Source organism: Halalkalibacter nanhaiisediminis, assembly GCF_007830185.1.
Lineage (GTDB): Bacteria > Bacillota > Bacilli > Bacillales > Bacillaceae_D > Halalkalibacter > Halalkalibacter nanhaiisediminis.
In genome coordinates this window covers 237,791-256,234 of sequence record NZ_VLKZ01000004.1, presented here as the reverse complement: position 1 = coordinate 256,234, position 18,444 = coordinate 237,791, and the positions used below count along the sequence as shown (strand labels likewise).

The 18,444-nt window shown below is 39.6% G+C and carries 14 protein-coding genes and 1 other annotated feature; of the genes, 1 reads left to right on the top strand and 13 read right to left on the bottom strand.

All coding sequences use genetic code 11. From position 1 onward, the window contains the following. Window positions 1-24 precede the first annotated feature (24 nt). Together IQ10_RS08735 and IQ10_RS08730 are read right to left on the bottom strand one after the other, a co-directional pair. The gene (locus IQ10_RS08735) at window positions 25-1,338 is read right to left on the bottom strand and encodes a bifunctional folylpolyglutamate synthase/dihydrofolate synthase (protein ID WP_367613666.1); all 1,314 of its coding nucleotides are present in this window, start codon (window positions 1,336-1,338) and stop codon (window positions 25-27) included. Window positions 1,339-1,600: 262 nt separating this feature from the next. Then, complete coding sequence (locus IQ10_RS08730) at window positions 1,601-4,243, bottom strand: valine--tRNA ligase (RefSeq protein WP_144450108.1); 2,643 nt, start codon at window positions 4,241-4,243, stop codon at window positions 1,601-1,603. Window positions 4,244-4,296: 53 nt separating this feature from the next. Further along, window positions 4,297-4,538: a binding site (T-box leader), on the bottom strand. Window positions 4,539-4,893: 355 nt separating this feature from the next. Here IQ10_RS08730 and IQ10_RS18915 point away from each other — a divergent pair. Continuing rightward, complete coding sequence (locus IQ10_RS18915; RefSeq protein ID WP_144450107.1) at window positions 4,894-5,097, top strand: YszA family small membrane protein; 204 nt, start codon at window positions 4,894-4,896, stop codon at window positions 5,095-5,097. Window positions 5,098-5,134: 37 nt separating this feature from the next. Here IQ10_RS18915 and ysxE read toward each other — a convergent pair whose 3' ends face one another. The 11 genes from ysxE to lon all read right to left on the bottom strand — a co-directional run bounded on the left by ysxE (window position 5,135) and on the right by lon (window position 18,296). Next, window positions 5,135-6,148 (bottom strand): spore coat protein YsxE, encoded by a 1,014-nt coding sequence (gene ysxE, locus IQ10_RS08720; RefSeq protein WP_144450106.1) that lies wholly within the window; start codon window positions 6,146-6,148, stop codon window positions 5,135-5,137. Then, window positions 6,145-7,056, bottom strand: a complete 912-nt coding sequence (locus tag IQ10_RS08715) for a hypothetical protein (RefSeq protein ID WP_144450105.1) — start codon at window positions 7,054-7,056, stop codon at window positions 6,145-6,147. The genes ysxE and IQ10_RS08715 overlap by 4 nt, the downstream gene beginning before the upstream one ends. Before the next feature lie 15 nt (window positions 7,057-7,071). Continuing rightward, on the bottom strand, window positions 7,072-8,454 hold the full coding sequence (gene spoVID, locus IQ10_RS08710) for a stage VI sporulation protein D (RefSeq protein WP_158640016.1): 1,383 nt from the start codon (window positions 8,452-8,454) through the stop codon (window positions 7,072-7,074). A gap of 232 nt (window positions 8,455-8,686) precedes the next feature. After that, window positions 8,687-9,973: a glutamate-1-semialdehyde 2,1-aminomutase gene (hemL, locus tag IQ10_RS08705; protein WP_144450103.1), complete on the bottom strand. Its 1,287-nt coding sequence runs from the start codon at window positions 9,971-9,973 to the stop codon at window positions 8,687-8,689. 15 nt (window positions 9,974-9,988) lie between these two features. Next, window positions 9,989-10,972 (bottom strand): porphobilinogen synthase, encoded by a 984-nt coding sequence (gene hemB / locus IQ10_RS08700; RefSeq protein WP_144450102.1) that lies wholly within the window; start codon window positions 10,970-10,972, stop codon window positions 9,989-9,991. Further along, window positions 10,969-11,763 carry a uroporphyrinogen-III synthase gene (locus tag IQ10_RS08695; protein WP_144450101.1) on the bottom strand — a complete coding sequence of 265 codons (795 nt, stop codon included), beginning with the start codon at window positions 11,761-11,763 and terminating at the stop codon, window positions 10,969-10,971. The genes hemB and IQ10_RS08695 overlap by 4 nt, the downstream gene beginning before the upstream one ends. Then, window positions 11,760-12,695, bottom strand: coding sequence for a hydroxymethylbilane synthase (gene hemC, locus IQ10_RS08690; protein ID WP_144450100.1), 936 nt, complete (start codon window positions 12,693-12,695; stop codon window positions 11,760-11,762). Before hemC ends, IQ10_RS08695 begins: the two co-directional genes overlap by 4 nt. A 61-nt stretch (window positions 12,696-12,756) precedes the next feature. Next, window positions 12,757-13,572 carry a cytochrome C assembly family protein gene (locus tag IQ10_RS08685; protein ID WP_144450099.1) on the bottom strand — a complete coding sequence of 272 codons (816 nt, stop codon included), beginning with the start codon at window positions 13,570-13,572 and terminating at the stop codon, window positions 12,757-12,759. 17 nt (window positions 13,573-13,589) lie between these two features. Next, on the bottom strand, window positions 13,590-14,969 hold the full coding sequence (gene hemA, locus IQ10_RS08680) for a glutamyl-tRNA reductase (protein ID WP_144450098.1): 1,380 nt from the start codon (window positions 14,967-14,969) through the stop codon (window positions 13,590-13,592). 415 nt (window positions 14,970-15,384) lie between these two features. After that, window positions 15,385-15,972 carry a ribosome biogenesis GTP-binding protein YihA/YsxC gene (gene yihA, locus IQ10_RS08675; RefSeq protein ID WP_144450097.1) on the bottom strand — a complete coding sequence of 196 codons (588 nt, stop codon included), beginning with the start codon at window positions 15,970-15,972 and terminating at the stop codon, window positions 15,385-15,387. Then, a complete protein-coding gene (lon, locus tag IQ10_RS08670) occupies window positions 15,969-18,296 on the bottom strand; it encodes an endopeptidase La (protein ID WP_144450096.1) in 2,328 nt (775 codons plus the stop codon). The genes yihA and lon overlap by 4 nt, the downstream gene beginning before the upstream one ends. Window positions 18,297-18,444: the final 148 nt, after the last annotated feature.

Genomic DNA, 18,444 nt, shown 5'->3' with positions numbered 1-18,444 from the left:
GCATTATTTGCTTCATTTTTCCGATCACATCGCCTCTCCATGCTTAAACCACTTTTCTCTCACTGCTGATATAAAATAAAGCGATCCGCAAATAATCAACATTTCATCATGTTCCATGACTTTTCGTTCATCCTTAATTGCCTGCTCCCAATTGCTATCAAATCGTTTTTTAGAAACTGGCGCCTGATTGTATAGTTCACTTGCATCAGCAGCACGGAAAAAATCAAAGCTCGTAAATGTAAATGTCGCTTCCATTTGTTGAAAAGGTTTAAGCAGCAGTGCCATGTCTTTTTCTTTCGTAGCAGCAATGACAAAGCGGTATTTCTTATTCGGATAATGCTCAATTAACGTCTGAGCTAAAGACTCCATTCCTTCTTTATTATGAGCACCGTCAACAATCATTAATGGTTTATTACTCAATTGCTCAAATCGTCCGATCCATTTAGTCGCTGCCATTCCTTGAAGAAGAGCTTCATTACCAATCTTAAAATGAAAATCGTCTTCTAAACGTTTTAATGCCGTAATTGCAACTGCTGCATTTTCACGTTGATGAGGACCTTGCATACGAATGACGACTTCCATCAATTCCTTATCTTCTACAGAATAAGAAAATGCTTGCTCTTGCTCACTAACTGATTTTACCTGTTCATCAAAATCAATACGTAACTGCATATATTCTGCATTCTTTTCTTGTGCCACGTTCTTAATAATCATTCGTGCTTCATCCTGAGAAACACCTGAAATAATTGTTGTGTTCTGCTTGATAATGCCTGCCTTTTCGAACGCAATCTCTGATATTGTCTCTCCAAGTATGTGCATATGATCATATCCTATTGACGTTATAATCGACAGAAGAGGAGAAATAACATTTGTTGAATCAAGACGTCCCCCTAAGCCGACTTCAATAAGAACGATATCTGGCTTCGCAATGTTAGCAAAATAATCAAAGGCAATTGTTGTAATCACTTCAAATTCCGTTGGGCTCCCTAAATCAGTCTGAGCAAGCTCTTCAACTAAGGGACGTATTCGATTGCTACATTCAACAAGTACGTCTGCCTCGATTGGGTTCCCGTTCAGTGAAATCCGCTCTTCAAAGCATTCGATGTATGGAGAAGTAAACGTACCTACTTGATATCCAGCATGTTCTAATACATGACGCATAAAACTGACCGTTGATCCTTTGCCATTTGTTCCACCTATATGTATCGTTTGAATCTTTCTTTCTGGGTGATCGAGCCGTTCAAGCATCCATTCCATTCGTTTTAGTCCAGGTTTTATCCCAAATGGTAGTAAGCTGTGAATCCACTCAATGACCTCTTCTGCTCTATTCATAAACATAAACTGCACTCCTTATTACGTTACACGTACATCTCTTCGTCCATTATAACGACTTACACTTTTGCATTTCAATCATGAGAAAAACGAAATCGGCTCGGTCAGCATTTTAAGCCTGTCAATATGTTGCTGGTTTTAGGCAACCATTTACAGGCTTCCAGTACTTGTCGCGGCTAGGCTGCTTGCGCGAAACAACATCGAATTTTCTTATCTTTCAAGGAAAAAATGCCTATGTCTAAAGGTGACATAGGCATGTAAAGCGTCATTATCCTTTTAATTCGGCAATTCTTGCTTGAACGGTTTCACGTTTTTGCATGTAATCAGCTTGCTTTGCTTTTTCCTCTTCAATCACGTTTGCTGGTGCTTTTGCAATAAAACCTTGGTTACCAAGCTTTTTATCGACTCTTTCCACCTCTTTGTTAAGCTTCTCTAGCTCTTTTTCAAGACGTGCGATTTCTGCATCAAGGTCAAGAAGGCCCGCTAATGGTAAAAATAATTCCACTCCTGATAACACTTGAGCCATCGACTTTTCTGGTGCTGTTACGTCTGTTCCAATAACCAATTCGCTTGGATTACAGAATTTCTCAATATAGCTCTGTCCACGCTGTAATTGATTAAGAATGATCTCACCTTTCGCATGAATGAGAAGTTCGATTTGCTTACTCATTGGTACATTCAGCTCAGCTCTAGTGTTACGTACGGAACGAATGATTTCTTTCAGCAATTCCATATCTTCAACCGCATCGTCGAAAATAAGCTCTTGTTGCTTTGTTGGCCACTCAGCAACGGTAACCGATTCTCCTTTATGAGGCAAATGCTGCCATATTTCCTCGGTAATAAACGGCATCATTGGGTGTAGAAGTCTCATTGTTTGATCTAATACATACGCTAAAACAGAACGAGTTGTTTGTTTAGCTGCTTCGTCTTCTCCGTATAATGGTAATTTCGCCATCTCGATATACCAGTCACACAGATCGTCCCAAATGAAATTATAAAGTAGACGTCCTACTTCACCGAATTCATATGCATCGATTAAACGTGTGACATCTTCAATGGTTTGCTGAAGACGCGTTAAAATCCACTTATCCGCAATTGACTTCTCACCTGTTAAATCAATTTCCTCATATTTCAGACCATCCATGTTCATAAGAGCAAATCTTGATGCATTCCAAATTTTGTTACCGAAATTCCATGTTGATTCGACTTTTTCCCAATAAAAACGCAAGTCATTTCCTGGGGAACTACCCGTAGATAAGAAGAAACGTAGCGAATCGGCGCCGTATTTCTCAATGACATCCATCGGATCGACACCATTGCCAAGTGACTTACTCATCTTTCGTCCTTCTGAGTCACGAACAAGACCGTGAATAAGCACATCATCAAACGGGCGTTTTCCAGTAAACTCAAGTCCTTGGAAAATCATTCGTGATACCCAGAAGAAAATGATGTCATAACCTGTAACAAGTACATTAGTCGAATAGAAGCGTTCAAAATCAGGTGACTCTTCATCAGGCCACCCCATCGTTGAAAACGGCCAAAGAGCAGAGCTGAACCATGTATCAAGAACATCTTCATCTTGCTTCCAATTTTCTTCATCTGCTGGCGCCTCGTGACCAACATAAATTTCCCCTGTTTCTTTATGATACCAAGCAGGAATACGGTGTCCCCACCAAAGCTGACGAGAAATACACCAATCACGAATGTTTTCCATCCAACGAAGATATGTTTTTTCAAAACGTTCAGGGACAAAGTTAACCTTCTCCTCTGATTTTTGCAAATTAATCGCTGCATCTGCAAGTGGCTGCATGTTGACAAACCACTGTGTCGAAAGATATGGCTCAACGACTGCTCCACTTCTCTCTGAATGGCCAACCGAGTGCATATGCTCTTCGATTTTGAACAAAATGCCCTCTTCTTGTAAGTCTTTCACCAGTTGTTTACGACATTCAAAACGATCTAAACCTTGATATTTTCCAGCTTTAGCGTTCATTGTGCCATCCTCATTCATCACAAGGATTCGTTCAAGATTATGACGATTTCCAATTTCAAAGTCATTTGGATCATGAGCTGGCGTAATTTTCACTGCCCCTGAACCAAATTCCATATCAACATAATCATCTCCTACAATCGGGATTTCACGTCCTGTGATTGGAAGAGTAACTGTCTTACCAATTAGATGCTTATAACGCTCATCTTCTGGATGAACAGCCACAGCCGTATCGCCTAGCATCGTTTCTGGACGAGTTGTCGCTACTTCAATAGTTCCACTTCCATCTGTTAATGGATAGTTCATATGGTAGAATGCACCTTGGACATCTTGATAAATCACTTCAATATCAGAAAGAGCTGTTTTTGTTTGCGGATCCCAGTTAATAATATACTCACCGCGATAGATAAGGCCTTTTTCATAAAGCTTTACGAAAACTTCACGAACCGCTTTTGACAAGCCTTCATCTAATGTGAAACGCTCACGTGAATAATCAAGAGATAGTCCCATTTTTGACCATTGATTACGAATGAAAGACGCATATTCTTCCTTCCACTCCCACGACTTTTCAAGGAACTTTTCACGACCAAGATCATAGCGGCTTAGCCCTTCTTCCTTTAATTTCCCTTCTACTTTCGCTTGGGTAGCAATCCCTGCATGGTCCATACCAGGAAGCCATAGAGTATCATAACCTTGCATTCGCTTTACGCGAGCAAGAATATCTTGTAAAGTTGTATCCCAGGCATGTCCAAGATGTAATTTACCTGTTACGTTTGGTGGAGGAATCACGATTGAATAAGGCTCTTTCGATTCATCTCCTGTTGCTTCAAAAAATTTTCCTTCTAGCCAGTAAGAATACCATTTTGCTTCGGTTTCTTGTGGATTGTACTTTGTTGGCATCGTTGTTTCTTTATTGCTCATACCAATATCCTCCTTTAGCTTTCCATCAAAAACAAATAAAAAAAACCCTCCATCCAAAGGACGAAGAGAGTTTACTCGCGGGACCACCTTTGTTTGTAGCACAAAACAAGCTATGCTACACACCTCAAAACTGATAACGGTCAGTGACCGGCTATGCCTACTGATATCAAAGGACATGTGTTCAGCAAAGCAGCTCCTAGGTGACATTCGATTCATACATCTTAAGAAATCTCACAGCAAATGATCTCTCTCTCTGAAAGGTTCTGAACCTACTCTTCCTATTCAATGCATTCATTTATTGTGCTTTTATTTTAGCTTGAATCGTGTTCATCCGTCAATATCAGCATCACCCATTTTTTTCATGAATATACATAGAAAAGTGGAAGCACCTTGGGCAGCTGGGACATGCACTGGAAGACTGACAATTCGTTTCTCCGACCTTGGGCAAGCATTTTAGGCAAAAGTGTCTCGAGCAGCTAGTGCGAGCTAGACATCTCAGTAAAGCAGAAGGCGCCACTTATCAACCATTTCGCTGGAAGGCGGACAATTATTTGCCATGCTCTTGGTCAACTATCTAGATGAGTGAAACATTGAATCATTTGTGCATAAAGTATAGAGATAAAGTTATCTAAAAAGAGAGGTGCCTAGTTATGATTCGTCGTCATTTCCATAAATTTCATCATCACCCTCGCCCAAGCTTTTGGTGGAAAGTTCGAGGGATATTAGTACAAATTTTATTGCCACTTATTTTTTTTCAATTAATTCGCACCCTTCTTCTCCCTACTACTTTTGATGTGATTTTACTAACTTTAATGATTGTACTATATTGTGCCCTGCTTCTTCGTTTACTCTAGAAAAAGAAAAAACGTTCCCTTATTAATAAGGAGAACGTTAAGATTGTTTTTGCTCAGAGGTAACAATAAGCTTTTGCGTCAGTCGTTGAACTTTACGCATTGACGTCAAGCGCTTTTCTAACCGTTGGACATGCTCTAGTTCACTCATTTGACTTTGGTTATTGACGTAGGCTTCCATTGCATAAGCAATCGGTTCAGGGAAGTTTAAATATGCAAATGTTAAATATTTTTCTTCTTCAAGTAACGGTAAATGTCTTTCATAGCGCATGAACCAGCGAAGCACCTCTTCCTCAGACCAATACGCGTTTGGAAAACTATAACGACAAAAACTTGCAATATCACGTGCTGGTGTATCAATACTTGCTCGCTCAAAGTTTAAAAGAAGGGGTTCATTCGCGGGTGAAAAGAGAGCATGAGACCGTTGAATGCGACCATGACAAAGAACAGTTCGATATTTTCCCCTTTCAAGACAAAGGTCATACCATTTCTGTAAATGGTCTTTAGCTGTTAGTGCCATTTGATCAAGCATAAAAGCATGTGTCAAAAAGGTTAGCTCAAACGGAGACATGTACGTTTTTCTTTCAGCTTGATCGGCAAAACGGGTTAATTCGAGACGCCTCCGTTCCCAGCGTATTAATAATTGTTGAAATGATTCATCGATCTGTTCCTTTAAAAATGGTTCGGTTTTCACAGTCAGTCTGTGAATAACTCCTAATTGTGAGGCAAGCTTCTCTTCTTGCGATTCTCTTGCTGTATATTCAATAGGCTCCATCCAAGGCATTAAATAATACGTGTGTGTTCCTGTCGCAATTGTGTATTCTCCGTATTTTGTAGGCAGTATCGGAACCGCTTGCTTATATCCAAGTCTCGTCAATTTTCTAAGAGCATGGATAAACTCGTCAGCTTGATGGGCAGTCATTGTTGTTTCTTTCAAAGCATATACACCTTGATGGGTTGTTATCTTTTTTACTTTTCCAAGGTCTTCAATTTCTTGGGGATATAAATCATAATAAAAAAGGACAGAGGCATAAGGCGATTGCCCACCATTCATTGAGTCAACACCTTCTTTCTCTGATCAATTGAGGCACTTATCATTTGCACAAGGTGTTTGGATTGTTCCCATTCTTTTGTTGCTTGCTCAAGTGTTTGATTGATTTTTTGTTCGCTTGGATTTTGTTTGATTAAAATGACAAGTTGATTTAGCTCGTAAGGTTTCAAGCATTCGCTAAGTAATAAAATAGCCTGTTCTCTTGTTAACCGCTCATCCAAATACATCCCACCAAGCAGCTCACAAAATGCTTCTTTTCCAAATACATCAAGCCAATCACCTAAAAATGTACGTAAGGATCGATATCCTCTTTCAGGGTACCCCATCGTTCCATTCCAAATTAACACCTGGTATACTTGCTTTGCTTGTTTTACTGATTTGATTGGATCAAGTAACGGTAATGGTTCATCCTTCAGTTGTTTTCTTAATGCAGTTGCTTTTCTCATTCTTATTTCAGCTTCATTTAATAATGAGGTTACTAGTAATTGCTGTTCTTTAGATAAGTGCGATACATACATATACAATTGCCTAAATATAGGTTCATCTTGGAGAAGTGTTTTCACAGGTGATGCTGTCGCTATACCATGTTGAATCATTGCTCCAATCATTGTGCCGATCTCTCGTGCTCTAGCCTTAACAAAATGAGAGTCTGCTACTTCATCATGGACCGTTAGCCACCCTTCTTTCCAAGACAGTGCGGCTTCTTGTTCCTTGCTTCTAATCATGCGGTCTGCTAGCACATAGGGCGTGACACTACAACCGTCACGCCATTCGATATGCCAATCAAGGAGCGCTTTATCTGACCAATAGCACAACCTTTTTTTACCTTGCTCAGTCTCAATTAATTCCTCATTTATAAATTTCACATCCTGCCATTGATATTGCTGCTTGAGCCAATCCAACAATTCCATTGGTTTACTCCTTTTTTAGGAATCTGAAACAGGGATATAGAGAATTTGTCCTTCTTCTACCTGTTCCTTTTGAAGACGATTTATCCGAACAAGCTGATTTGTTGTCACATCATATCTGCTCGCGATTGTCTCTAATGACTCATGTTGCTGAATAATGCACATTTTCCACTTTGTAAAACGCTCTTCTCCTTTCGACAGCATTTTCGTTAAATAAAGTGCATTTTCCTCGCGATATGTTGGTCGCTTTTTCTCTTCTGGTTCCTCTTCTTGTTTTTGTTGCTCTTCTGATAGAGAAATAGCTGTATTTTCTTTTAAAGGTACAAGCGTTACTTTCGTTTCTTCTGTCCGTTGAGGTACGTCTACTTCTTCTCTCTCTTCCATTTGCTCCTCTTGACGAGCTTCTTCTAATACAGGACTCTCTTTTACTTTTATTACAGGAGCTGTATGTTCTGTCGTTTGCCTCACTGCTGTTACCTCTTCTACTTGAGCTTCTTTTGTCAAAGCAGATTCATTTGTCTGTGCTTTTAACGGAGTAAGATTGTTATTTATATCTTCTTTTACGAATTGATCAGCATTGACTTCATCTACTGTAACTTCCTTTTTTAACAGAGATTCATTTGCTATTTCTTTCTGAAAAGCCAGACTACGATTTATTTCTTTTTTCAATTGGCGCTCTTTTTCAAAATCTTTCACTTGTTGGTCTAATTCATTATTTGTGTCATATGTGTCTTGTTCTTTTATTATTTCTCTATGACTTTGAGAAAAATTGGGTTCTTTTTTTGGATCGTATGCTAACAGTGAATCTGGTTTTTTCACTCTTGCATACTCGTTTACGTAAGGAGGATCTTCCAGAACGGGCTGCTTTTTTGCTTCAAAAGCGAATGCTGTTGGAACTGGTTCTAGTGTTGGCACATCGTCCTCTTTACTTGAACGTTTAACAGTTGTGTCTTCTTGTTGGCTAGTCATCCCACTAATACTTATATCAGCTGTTAGTTGAATGCAGCTTTTTTCAGGTAGATCATAATCAAAGGAATCAACTTGAACATACACATCATCAAGATTTTGAATTCGACTAATCGGTATCGTCACATCAATTGGAAAAAAATGCTTGATTTTCCCTATTCCATTCTCCGATATTTCGATTTCACCAGGAGATCGAAATGATACTAGCTCCTCGAGTGAATGACTATCTGTATTTATCACTTCAGCCTGATCTACTGGTTGATAGTCACCAATCAGGTTTAATCCTCCTTTAATGTAGACATGTTGATCCCGTTCCTCAATCACAATTTCTGGCTCAAGAGACATTCCTAATACTTCTTCTACTTCTTGACCTTTATTTAACCAAACCGATTCTTCAATTGAAAATGATAGCTTAGATGGGTGTTCTTGTGTCACACTGCATTCCTCCTCATCATAATCACATTGCATCTGCGACGATCCTAGTCAGTACAATATCACTCTATGACAAGTCAGTCCTCAATATGCTAGAAACGAATGAAAAGTGAACGTCGATACAGAGGTTCAAACAAACATTTGCTTCTCACATGGTTATATCTGCAAAACTTCCCCCCTTTCCTAACATACAAAAAAGAAGCTGACTCAATGTAGAGTCAGCTTCTTCTATCTTTTATTTCAATAATGAAAATGCAACATCAGCAGCTGCTATTGTTTTATCAATATCTTCTTCTGTATGCTTTGTGGAAAGGAACATTCCTTCAAATTGAGAAGGCGGAAGAGAGATTCCTTGTTTAAGCATTTCTTGGAAATAACGTGTAAAGTAATCAAGATTAGACGTTGAAGCTTTTTCGAAGTTGGTTACTTTCTCATCTGTGAAAAAGAAGCCAACCATCGATCCTGCACGGTTGATATGGTGAGGAATTCCGTGCTTATTTGCCGCGTCAGCTAATCCGTTCGCTAAACGCTCTGCAAGTTGTTCAAAACGCTCATAATTTGCCTCATTTAACTGCGATAATGTCTCATAACCTGCAGTCATCGCAAGAGGATTCCCTGATAAGGTACCTGCTTGATAAATCGGTCCAGCTGGGGCGATTTGCTCCATGATTTCACGCTTACCACCGTAAGCACCAACTGGTAGTCCTCCGCCGATTACTTTTCCTAAACAAGTAAGATCTGGTGTAACACCAAACTTTCCTTGCGCACAATTATAGCCAACACGGAATCCAGTCATAACCTCATCAAAGATAAGAAGAGTACCATTATCCTCTGTCATTTTACGTAGCTCTTCAAGGAAACCTGTTTCAGGAGGAACAACTCCCATATTGCCCGCTACCGGCTCGACAATCACACCAGCAATGTCTTCTCCAAATTTCTCAAACGCATAACGTACGCTCTCAAGATCATTATAAGGAACAGTTAATGTGTTTTGAGCAATCGATTCTGGAACCCCAGGACTATCTGGTAATCCAAGCGTCGCTACACCTGAGCCCGCTTTAATAAGCAATGAATCTCCATGGCCGTGATAGCAACCAACAAATTTCAAGATCTTATTACGTCCAGTATACCCTCTAGCTAATCGAAGGGCACTCATCGTTGCCTCTGTTCCAGAGTTAACCATTCTGACAACTTCAATCGAAGGAACACGTTCAATGACTAGCTCTGCAAGCTTTGTTTCAAGCTCACTTGGTGCGCCAAAGCTTGTCCCTTTTTCAGCTGTTTCCTTTAAAGCTGAAATGACTTGCTCATCTGCATGACCTAAAATAAGCGGTCCCCAAGATAATACATAGTCAATGTATTCATTTCCATCGATATCATAAATTTTTGATCCTTCCCCGCGCTCCATATATACAGGGTCCATTTTCACTGACTTAAATGCACGAACTGGGCTGTTTACGCCACCTGGCATAAGGGGTTTCGCTTTTGCAAATGCTTGTTTTGACTTTTCAAATGTACGCATGTTTATATACCTCCTTTACTTATCTGTTGTTAACCAACGTGCAACATCTTTGGCATGGTAAGTTAAAATCAAATCAGCACCCGCACGTTTCATGCTTGTTAGCTTTTCAAGAACGATTTCTTTTTCATTAATCCAGCCATTTTGACTTGCCGCTTTTACCATCGAATACTCTCCGCTCACATTGTAAGCAACAATCGGAAAGCCAGAGAAATCCTTTACTTCACGAATAATATCTAAATAAGAAAGGGCAGGCTTAACAATTAAGAAATCCGCTCCTTCTTCCATATCCGATTCAGCTTCACGTAATGCTTCAAGGCGGTTAGCAGGATCCATTTGATATGTTTTACGATCACCGAATTTTGGCGAACTATGGGCCGCATCACGGAACGGTCCGTAGAATGCTGAAGAATATTTAACGGCATAAGACATAATTGGCACATCTTCAAATCCTGCTTCATCTAATCCATGACGAATTGCCGCAACAAATCCGTCCATCATATTTGAGGGTGCAATAATATCCGCACCTGCTTTCGCTTGAGAAACAGCCGTTTTGGCAAGCAAGTCTAGAGTTGGATCGTTTAAAATTTTGCCACCTTCAATTACGCCACAATGACCATGATCAGTAAATTGGCACAAACATGTATCTGCAATAACAGTAAGGTCTGGGTGGTTCGCTTTAATTTGTCGAATCGCCTTTTGAACAATACCTTGGTCATGATAAGCTTGTGAACCGACATCATCTTTTTCATTAGGAACACCGAAAACAATAATAGCTGGAATACCTAAAGAAACGACTTCATCGACTTCTGCGTCAACTAAATCAAGGGAGAATTGAAATACATCTGGCATCGAAGGAACTTCATTTTTTTCATTCGTTCCCTCTGTTACAAAAATTGGATAAATCAAATCATCCGTATGAAGTTGCGTTTCACGCACCATGCTCCGCATCGATGCGCTTTGACGTAAGCGACGATGACGTTTAAAGTGTAAATCTTTCATCTTGTATTCTCCTCCTTCGTATCAAAAACAAGTTGTTCAACAAGAGCTTCTATCGTATATGTAGGTGGAATAATATTCACAATAAGTCCAAAATCCTTCGCTGTTCTAGCTGCAATTGGGCCAATGCAAGCAATTTTCGGTTGAAACAGTATGCCATCTGATTGAAGTTGCTTTAAAATCTCGATGTAATGTGAAACAGTCGAAGAGCTTGTAAATGTCACATAATCAATCTGGGTCTGAGCAAGCAAAACCTTTTGTAAATCAGCCTTCGCTGATTTTGGACAAACCGTTTCATAGACTGTTATATCATCTACTAGAGCTCCCAACCTCACTAACTCATCGTTCAAAACCTTTCGACCAAGATTACCTCTTGCTAAAAGAATTCGATCTCCACTGCTTACAATTCCCGCTAAAGCATCAACTAATCCTTCTGCCACATAGTCTGTTGGAATTAAATCAGCTTTAATTTGATAATGCGTAAGAGCAGCTTCTGTTTTTTTTCCAACAACAGCAATGGAAACAGGAAGCTTCACCTTATTTTGATGAATCATGTTATAACGTTCCATAAAAAAGCGAACACCATTCGCACTCGTAAAAATAAGCCATTGATAGTTTGCGATATCTTCGATAGCCAGGTCGAGCTTTTCTGTATCAGTAGAAGGTTGAAAGGCAAGAAGAGGAATTTCAATCGCTTCCCCACCTTGCCTTCTAATCAGCTTAGATAATGCAAGAGCCTGCTCCTTTGCTCGTGTGACGAGAACCGTCTTACCAGCTAAAGGGAACCGATTCATTCTTGATCAAGCTCTTTTTTTACTTGATCAAGAATCTCCTTAGCTCCTTGATCGAGTAGACGCTTGGCCGCTTGTTCACCAAGTGTAACAGGGTCACTACCTTTTACTGACTCCTTTAAAAGAACCTTTCCGTCAGGTGAACCCACTAGAGCTGTAAGTGTAAGCGAACCATCTTCATCCACTACCCCATAACCTGCTATTGGAACTTGGCATCCCCCTTCCATTCGATGTAAGAATGTACGCTCAGCTGTTACCGTTTTGGCAGTCGAATCATCTTTAATATGTTGTAAGAGCTGAATCAAGTCTTCATCATCAGAACGACATTCAAGACCAAGCGCTCCTTGTCCGACCGCTGGCACGCACATATCAGGTTCTAAATATTCGGTTACAAGATCCTTTGGAAAACCGAGACGCTTTAAGCCCGCAGCAGCCAAAACAATCGCGTCAAAGTCCTCTTCCTCTAGTTTGCGAAGTCTTGTTTCAACGTTTCCACGAATCCATTTCACTTCAAGATCTGGGCGAACTGCTAAAATTTGAGCAGAACGTCTGAGACTGCTCGTTCCCACAATAGCGCCCGCAGGCAAATCTGCAAGTCGAACGTGGTTATTTGAAATAAACGCATCACGTGGATCTTCACGTTCTGTAATCGCTGCAAGTGTGAACTGATCTTGAAGAATAGATGGTACATCCTTCATACTATGTACAGCTAAATCAATTTCTTTATTTTCAAGAGCTTGTTCAATTTCTTTTACGAACAATCCCTTCCCACCCACTTTTGAAAGAGTGACGTCAAGAATACGATCCCCTTTCGTGACAATCTCTTTTACTTCAAATTCGTAAGGAAGCCCGAGTTTACTCAACTGTGCAATTACCCAATTTGTTTGCGTAAGTGCAAGGTTGCTTCGTCTTGAACCGATAACAATCTTTCGCATAATATCATTTGCCTCCATTTATTTCTTCATTCGTTCAATTTATTTATATTGTAAACATAAACTAATACCAAATATGAAAATTTGAGTATTGTCCCGACAAAATATAATTAATAAGCAAGATCAAAAAACCAGCAATCCCTAGCAGCGCCATATTATAGCCACGAACATATTTCACCACTCGTTGATACAAATAGACAGAGTACACTCCTAGAACAAGCAAAGAGCTAATCACTTTTGCATCGTATAGTGGTACAAATGCAAATTTGTGATAGGCCCATATAAATCCAAGGATTAGACCAATTAAAAGAAGAGGCCATGCAATGGATATCGCAATAAATGAGAGTGAATCCAATTTTGATAATGCGCCAAACCTTAGCAAGCGTTTTCCCCATATTTTCCGTTTTAACATTTGATGCTGAATCACATACATAATTTGACAAGCAAATGACAACGTAAAAGCAACATAAGAAAGCAAAATCATTGAAATGTGGATAATGAGTAACTCTGATGCAAGTAATGCTGACAATGCTTCTGGTATATCTCCATCTGGGGTAAATAGACTAAATGCCATCATACTAAAACCGATCAGATTCGTAAAGAACACAAGAAAATCAACACGGAAGTACCAGTTAATCGCAAGCGAAAGTGTGACGACAAGCCAGGCATAAAAGAACAAACCTTCAAATGGTGTCAACAGTGGTAAACGTTCAAGCTCGAGAGCGCGAATAACAAAAAAAACCGTTTGAAGAACCCAGACAATAGAAAGCAACCAGAAGGCCATTCGGTTGACCTTCCGGTTGTGTTGTAAGAAATCAATAAAATAGCCAAGTACGCTTAAGCTATATAAGACAATCGTAACAGGATAAAGCCAGTTCATCACTAGTCCCTTCTCTCTTAAGAGCGGACAACAGCCGTATGTTGCCTTGGTACCGTAGCATATTCCTGCTTTTGCGTCTCCCATTTCATTTCTACTTCTTCAATTCGAGCATCCTCTTCTTGTACAGTCAGTTCTCCTTCAAGAGCAAAGATTTTCGTAAATAAATCAAGCGCCTCATCCGCATCTGGTTGAGCTGCAAGTTCTTTCACTCTAGTAACTGGATCACGCAAAAGCTGGTTTACGATGCTCTTTGTATGTTTTCGCAATACCTTCTTATCACGTTCACTCAAATGAGGCAATTTACGTTCAATGCTTTCCATCGTCTCAGCTTGAACAACTAAAGCCTTTGTACGAAGAGCCGTAATAATTGGCACAACTCCAAGAGTATTTAACCAACTCTTAAATTCATCAATTTCAGCCTCGATCATAATCTCTATCTTTTCTGCTTCACGTTTTCTTTCAGCAAGATTAGCCTCAACGATGTTTTGTAAGTCATCAATATCATATAGATAAACATCATCAAAATCAGCAAGCATTGGATCTAAATCACGAGGTACTGCAATATCGACCATAAATAATGGACGACCCTTACGCTTTTTCATAGAGCCTGCAAGCATCTCTTTTGTTACAACAAAATCCCGTGCACCTGTTGAACTAATCACAACATCTGCTTCAGCCAATGTCTCCTGAAGCTTTTCAAACGGTCGCGCTTGTCCAAGGAATTTAGCAGCTAGCTCTGCAGCCTTAGCTTCAGTACGGTTCACCACGGTAATTTTGTCCGCTCCGTTTGAATGAAGATGCTTTGCTGTGAGTTCACTCATTTCTCCAGCACCTAAAATAACAACATGCTTGCCTGAAAAATCACCAAAAATATTTTTACCAAGCTCAACAGCAGCATAGCTAACCGATACAGCGTGCTGGCCAATTTCCGTTCCTGAATGAGCACGCTTTGCAAGTGTTACAGCTTGCTTGAAAACGTGATTAAAGATCGTTCCTGTAGCTTGTTGCTCTTGTGCAAGTAAGAAGCTATCACGAACTTGACCAAGAATTTGAGTCTCACCAAGAATCATTGAATCTAGACCACAGGTAACACGGAATAAATGCTCAATTGCATTCTGATCTTCGCGGATTGTTAAATATGGCAAAAATTCTTCCTTTTGTAATCCGAACCATTCGGCTAAAAATGTCTTAGTAAAATGACGACCGGTGTGCAGTTGATCCGCAACAACATACACCTCGGTCCGGTTACAGGTAGAGATAACCGTGCACTCTAAAATACTTTTCATATTCCGCAACTGTTTCAATGCATCTGGAAGCTCTGATTCTTGGAACGAGAACTTCTCTCTCAATTCGACAGGAGCTGTTTTATAGTTAAAGCCAACAACAAGTATATGCATCCTGACGCTCACCCCCAAAGTAAAATCCATACATTTATACCGTTTATCTTCTAAGTATACGACCTTTATCACAATCATCTATGTGAGTAAAGACATCCCATTCATTCATCTAACTACAATAAAAAACATAATCTATTCTCTAATTTGTCTCTATTCATTATAACACGTCTACATTATAACATGTCTAATCTAGGACTCCAAAAAAAAATTGTGAACAGATATTGAAGCATGTCTAATTTTGCTGAATTATTAATCAATAAACCTTTTCTGCGCTATTTATATCCCATTTATTTTTAGCATAACCAACGTATGCAAATGTATGAATTTCAATTATATGCTCTGCTTACCAACAAAATAAAAGCGGCATGTGAACGGTTCTCGACCGTTCCTCATGCCGTTTATGGTAAAACGCTTTTTAATTCGATGCGTAATACAAAATCTTTTTCCAGAGCTCCTCTTTTCCTTGTGCTGTTTCTGAAGAAAACAACATGATCGGATCAGACTCAGCCTTTTCCAAATCTTTCGCAATGACTTTAAGATGCTTTTGCCATTTTCCTTTAGGGATTTTATCAGATTTCGTTGCTACTACGATGACAGGAATATCAAAATGCTTGAGCCATTGATACATCATCTTATCATCAGCAGATGGCGGATGACGTAAATCAACAATTTGTACAACTGCCTTTAGTTGCTCACGGTCCTGTAAATATGTCTCAATCATTTTACCCCATGCTTCGCGCTCTGATTTCGGTACTTTTGCAAAACCATATCCAGGAACATCGACAAAATAAATTTGTTCGTTAATTTCATAAAAGTTTAAAGTTTGGGTTTTACCAGGCTTTTGCGACGTTCGCGCTAAACCTTTACGATTAATCATCTTATTAATAAACGATGATTTACCGACATTTGAACGACCGGATAAAGCAATTTCAGGTAATCGTGTTGTCGGGTATTGATCCGGCTTCACAGCTACTCTTGCTAATTCTGCTTTTGTTACTTTCATTCCTTCTCTCCTAACGCTTGTTCGAGCACTTCATCTAAATGAGAAACAAGAATATATTGCAAGTCATTTCGAACGCTTTCTGGTATATCCTCTAAATCCTTCTCATTGTCTTTTGGAATAATAATCGTTGTCAATCCTGCACGATGAGCGCTCATAGATTTCTCTTTTAGTCCACCAATTGGCAAGACACGTCCCCTTAAAGTGATTTCACCAGTCATGCCAACTTCCTTTTTAACAGGACGGCCTGTTAATGCCGAAACTAAAGCTGTCGCCATTGTAATCCCCGCTGAAGGACCATCCTTTGGTGTTGCGCCTTCAGGTACATGAATATGAATATCATTCTTCTCATTAAAGCTTGGGTCGATCTTAAGCTCCTCAGAACGTGAACGAATATAACTGAACGCTGCTTGAGCAGACTCCTTCATAACGTCACCAAGTTTACCAGTGAGAGTTAGCTTTCCTTTACCTGGAGCAACTGATACCTCAATTGAGAGCGTATCGCCGCCAGCAGACGTATAAGCGAGACCCGTTGCTGCGCCAATTTGATCCTCTACTTCTGCTAGTCCATAGCGGAAGCGTGGCTTACCAAGCATTTCTTCAACTATTTTTGGTGTTAAGATGACTCTCTTTTTCTCATTAGACACGATTTTTTTTGCTGTTTTACGACAGAGGGAAGCTAATTGACGTTCAAGGCTTCGTACCCCTGCCTCACGAGTGTAATAACGGACAACTTTTTGTATTGCCTCTTCTTTTACTTGAAGCATCCCTTTTGTTAGGCCATGGTCTTTCATTTGCTTAGGTAGCAAATGGTTTTTAGCAATTTGAATCTTCTCAACTTCTGTATAACCCGCAATCGAAATTATTTCCATTCGATCGAGCAACGGTCCAGGAATTGTCGAAATATTATTAGCGGTGGTCACAAACATTACCTTGGATAAATCATACGGCTCTTCAATGTAATGATCACTAAATGTATTATTTTGTTCTGGGTCTAAAACTTCAAGCAATGCAGCTGAAGGATCTCCTCTAAAATCATTCGCCATCTTGTCAATTTCATCTAATAAAAAGACAGGGTTAATCGAGCCAGCTTTTTTCATTCCTTGAATAACACGTCCAGGCATGGCACCTACATATGTCCGACGATGTCCTCTAATTTCTGCCTCATCTCGGACCCCGCCTAATGAAATTCTGACGAAGTTTCGATTCAGAGAACGAGCAATCGAACGAGCAAGAGATGTTTTCCCGACACCAGGAGGGCCTGCTAAACAAAGAATTGGTCCTTTTAGCTCACGAGTTAGCTGCTGAACAGCTAAATACTCAAGAACACGCTCCTTCACTTTTTCAAGACCATAATGATCTTCGTTTAGAATTTCTTCAGCTCGAATCACATCAAGCTGATCTTCTGTTTCGTTCGTCCAAGGTAATTGAAGAAGCCAATCTAAATAATTACGAAGAACAGAGCTTTCAGCAGAGTTTGCCGGCATTTTTTCATAACGATCAAGTTCCTTTAATGCCTTCTCTTTGATTGCTTCTGGCATATTTGCCTCTTCAATTTTCTCGCGAAGAGTTGACACTTCACCTGTTCGACCTTCTTTGTCGCCTAGCTCTTTTTGAATCGCCTTCATCTGTTCACGTAAATAATATTCTTTTTGTGTTTTTTCCATTGATTTCTTTACGCGTTGACCGATTTTCTTTTCAAGTCCCAAAATTTCTTTTTCATTATTCAGAATCTCTATCAGGGTCATTAACCGCTTTTCAACAGAAGCAATTTCTAATAATGATTGTTTTTGGGCTAATTTGAGTGGCAAGTTTGCTGCAATCACATCAGCAAACTGTCCTGGTTCAGTTATGTCTTTTACTGCAGTAAGTGTTTCAGCTGATATTTTCTTTGATGCTTTCGTATACTGCTCAAACATTGATAAAAGATTGCGCATAATGGCTTGTAACTCTGAAGTCAGCTCTGCATCAACTTCCTCAAGAATGGTTGCCTCAACCTTAATACAGTCATCATTATCAAAATATTGTTCAATTTTAGCACGTTGCAATCCTTCGACGTGAATTCGCACTGTTCCATTTGGTAATTTCAGAAGACTTTTGACCTTTGCCAGTGTTCCTACAGAATAAATATCATCGGCAGAAGGCTCATCTATTGAAATCTCTTTTTGAGTTGCAAGTAAAATTTGATGATCTTCTTCCATTACCTGCTCTAACGCCTGTACAGATTTAGCTCTTCCCACATCTAAATGTAACACCATTGAAGGGAAAACAAGTAATCCGCGTAACGGTAGAAGCGGAATTTGTCGTCTATTAATTGTGTCGACCATCCGCGTACACCTCCATACATCCTATTTCCAAATCCAACTCCATATAGGGGTTGATCCGATTCCATTGTTAACATTTAACAAAAAATGATCAAAACATCTATTGGATTCATTTGGCGATTTTTTAAAATAATTTGAAATGATCTTTTTC